We start from the raw sequence: 3684 nt of genomic DNA, 5'->3' as shown, positions 1-3684 counted from the left end.
CTCAAAAATGTTCACGCTTTCAACACCTAGCCTCTATCTGTGGCTGGGATCAAGCTTCAATGATGCCTGCTGGTGGTAACCAAGCGCGTAGCGAAGCGATGGCCGAGCTTTCGGTTCATATTCACGGCTTGATGACTCAGCCACAGCTGGCCGATTGGATCTCTGACGCTGAAAACGAAGATCTGAATGGTGAACAACAATCATCGCTTCGTGAAATTAAACGCCAATGGCAGCAAGCCAACCTTCTTCCTGAAAAGTTGGTTGAAGCTAAGTCACTAGCGGGTTCAAAGTGCGAACATGCGTGGCGCAGCCAACGTGGTAACAACGATTGGGTTGGGTTTGAAAAGAACTGGCGTGAAGTGGTTGAGCTATCACGTGAAGAAGCACAGATCCGCGCCGATGCCGCAAACTTAACACCTTATGATGCGATGCTGGATATCTACGAACCGGGTACCAGTTCAGCATCATTAGACATCTTATTTGCGGATGTGAAAACTTGGCTGCCAAGCCTTATTGATGAAGTGCTCGAAAAGCAGTCTAGTGAGCAATTTAATGCTCCAAACGGCTTTTATGCTGCAGAAAAACAAAAAGCGCTTGGTTTAGAAGTGATGAAGCTGCTTCAATTCGATTTCGAACACGGCCGATTAGATGAAAGTGTTCACCCTTTCTGTGGTGGTGTTCCTACCGACGTGCGTATCACAACCAGATATGACGAAGCTGAATTCGTTCAAAGCTTAATGGGCATCGTCCACGAAACAGGTCACGCACGTTATGAGCAAGGCTTGCCTAAACACTTAGCAGGCCAACCTGCAGGTGAAGCTCGCTCTATGGGTATCCATGAATCTCAGTCTCTGTTCTTCGAGATGCAAGTTGGCCGCAGCGACCCGTTCATTGGGCACTTAGCGAATCTAGCTGGTGAGCAATTCTCAGGCTCAGAGTTTGAGAAAGAAAACTTCCAGAAGATCTACACTCGCGTGAAGAAAGACTTCATCCGTGTTGATGCCGATGAACTGACCTACCCTGCACACGTTATCTTACGTTACGAGATCGAACGTGACCTGATTAACGGCAAAATCAAGCACACTGATGTCCCTGAACTTTGGAACACAAAGATGCAGTCTTACCTTGGTTTAAGCACTCTAGGCAACTTTACTAACGGTTGTATGCAAGACATCCACTGGACTGACGGCGCATTCGGCTACTTCCCATCTTACACATTAGGTGCGATGTACGCGGCTCAGTTCATGGCTTCAATGAAGAAAACAGTAGATGTGAACTCAGTGATTGAAAGCGGCGACCTATCCCCTATCTTCACTTGGTTAGAGTCGAACATTTGGAGCAAAGGCAGCCTACTAACGACAGATGATTTGGTGAAAAGCGCAACCGGTGAAACCTTGAATGCGCAATACTTCAAAGATCATTTGAGAAGTCGTTACCTTTAGTAATCTCAAAAAAGAGCGTTCTAGCAAAGAAAGCTAAGTAATAGATCAATAGAAAAGGTTGAGCAGATTACTGACTCAGCCTTTTTCATTGGAAAATGGATCTATAATATTCTTTAGACTCATAGCTTTACTTACCTTTCAACATATCGAAAAAGATCTCTCTCGACACTGGTGTATTATCCCTGTGCGTCTCATACAAAACGTGTTCTTCAGCGTCTGCAGACTTCGATAACTTGATACTCCACAAGGCTTTTAGTTGATTAGGTACGATCGAGTAACGAACATCAATGACCCGAAGCGCATCATTTGGGTCTTGTGATACAAAGCCATTCGAAAACCAGCGAAAACGCTCAATGTCTTTTGCTTGCTGTGAATTGAGGTCGAGCCAGGGGAAATCCTGACTAACATTCAGTTTAACGATCGAATCACCAGGATAAGTTTTAACGGAGGTGCCGACTCGAACAGCATCTACGTAGTATCGAGATTCTGTTTCGTACACCACTTTCCACACTAAGATATTCGCAAAGCTCGGCTTGGCTTCTAACCGAATAGGAGTATGTTGGCGTTCTTGTGCTAATTGCCATCCTATCACTTCTGCTCTATCCCTTTGTATCATGCCTAACGTCGGATAAATCAAAGCCCACAGAAACGCAATACGCGCTAACCAAGGTGTTCGCTTCCATGTCGCCAACACCAACAATATTAAGATAGGAATGGTATAGGCAGGGTCGATAATCGAAATAGTATTCCAAGCATAACGTTCGTTGGTGAACGGCCAGAACAGTTGAGTGCCATAAGTGGTACAAGCGTCTAGCAGTGCATGAGTACCGTATCCCAATGCACAAAACAGCCAACTTTGTTTAAAAGAAAGCCCACATCTTTTTGCAATCAGATGATGTAGAGCCAAGGCACAGATCAAACTGCCAATGGGAATAAAGAAGAGTGAATGGGTAAATTGTCGATGAAATTCCAAAGCCAACAAAGGGTCACTTTGAGACTTAATCAATGCATCTAAATCTGGTGCCAACCCGGAGAGCAGACCTAATACCCCAGAAACAACCAAATGTTGTGTTTTACTCGCCGATTGTGACAAAGAAGCACCTAGCACGCCCTGCGTTAACGGATCCATAAATCACCTACTTTTAGCATTCCCTTGAACTGAACAAGTACATTTAGCTATAGCAGTGGATTGTCATAACCAAACGATTTTATCAATATACTCATGTACATAGCTGTATAAGCATAGACCGATAAACAAAAAAAGAGCAGTTATGAAACTGCCCTTTTCTCATTATTGGTGGTTGATCAATTTATTCGGTTTTGCTCTATATATTGATACTTGAACGATCTTCAATTAACGAGCCACCATACTTGCCGCGATAACAACCAACAGTACTGAGAAGATCTTCTTGATGGTTGGAACGGGTAAATGGTTTGTTGCTTTTGCACCTAAAGGTGCGGTGAACCAAGACGTGCACACAATACCCAGCAGCGCAGGCAGATAAACAAAGCCAGCAAAACCGTCGGTTAGCGCAAAGTGGCTGCTGCCTGAAGTGATGTAACCTATCGAGCCAAACAACGCGATCACAATGCCACAAGCCGACGCACAACCAATCGCCTTTTTCATATCGACGGAAAAGAACGTTAATAGCGGGACCAGCAATGCACCGCCACCAATCCCTATCATTGCAGACAAGCCGCCAGTAATGGTCGTCAGAGCCGTTAATACACCTTTATTCGGTAGCTTTCGTTCCTTAGGTGCGTCATTTTTGCTGCTTAAGAACATCTTGATCGCAATAAGAACCACGCTCACGGCAAACACAATACGAACAACTTTCTCGGGCAACAGAGCCGCCATAAAGCCACTAATCAGTGCGCCCAGAGCAACACCAAGCATGATCCAAGGCGCAATATTCCAAGGCACATTTCCATTCTTATGGTGAGCTAGCGCTGAAGAGGTTGAAGTAAATAGAATTGAAGCCAGCGAAGTGGCAATTGCAGCAACAACCACTTGGTCGGACGGTAGAACGTCTAAATACAGTAAAATGCTGCTTAGCACCGGCACAATGATCAGCCCTCCGCCAATGCCTAACAAACCGGCTAGAAACCCAACACCACTGCCTAATAACGCACAGTAGAAAATCAACAACAGCAATTCACTCATTTCATCCATCTCTTATTCAATTAATTGTCTTAAATAACACACTATTAATATGGTTATATTTCCATCAAGATAATTAAT

The 3684-nt window shown here is 44.5% G+C and carries 3 protein-coding genes; 1 reads left to right on the top strand and 2 read right to left on the bottom strand.

Annotated elements, in window-relative coordinates; genetic code table 11:
- The coding region (locus BCT81_RS22710; RefSeq protein ID WP_102425940.1) for a carboxypeptidase M32 at positions 1-1442 on the top strand (1442 nt) is incomplete at its 5' end.
- 127 nt (positions 1443-1569) lie between these two features.
- On the opposite strand, the gene BCT81_RS22705 is transcribed toward BCT81_RS22710, so the two are convergent.
- A complete protein-coding gene (locus tag BCT81_RS22705; protein ID WP_102425938.1) occupies positions 1570-2571 on the bottom strand; it encodes a metal-dependent hydrolase in 1002 nt (333 codons plus the stop codon).
- Between the two features lie 225 nt (positions 2572-2796).
- Positions 2797-3606, bottom strand: coding sequence for a sulfite exporter TauE/SafE family protein (locus BCT81_RS22700; RefSeq protein WP_102425939.1), 810 nt, complete (start codon positions 3604-3606; stop codon positions 2797-2799).
- Between the last annotated feature and the right edge of the window lie 78 nt (positions 3607-3684).

It is taken from the genome of Vibrio sp. 10N.261.52.A1, from assembly GCF_002876325.1.
Lineage (GTDB): Bacteria > Pseudomonadota > Gammaproteobacteria > Enterobacterales > Vibrionaceae > Vibrio > Vibrio chagasii.
The sequence above is the reverse complement of the archived record's forward strand: the minus strand, read 5'-3'. Positions and strand labels throughout refer to the sequence as shown.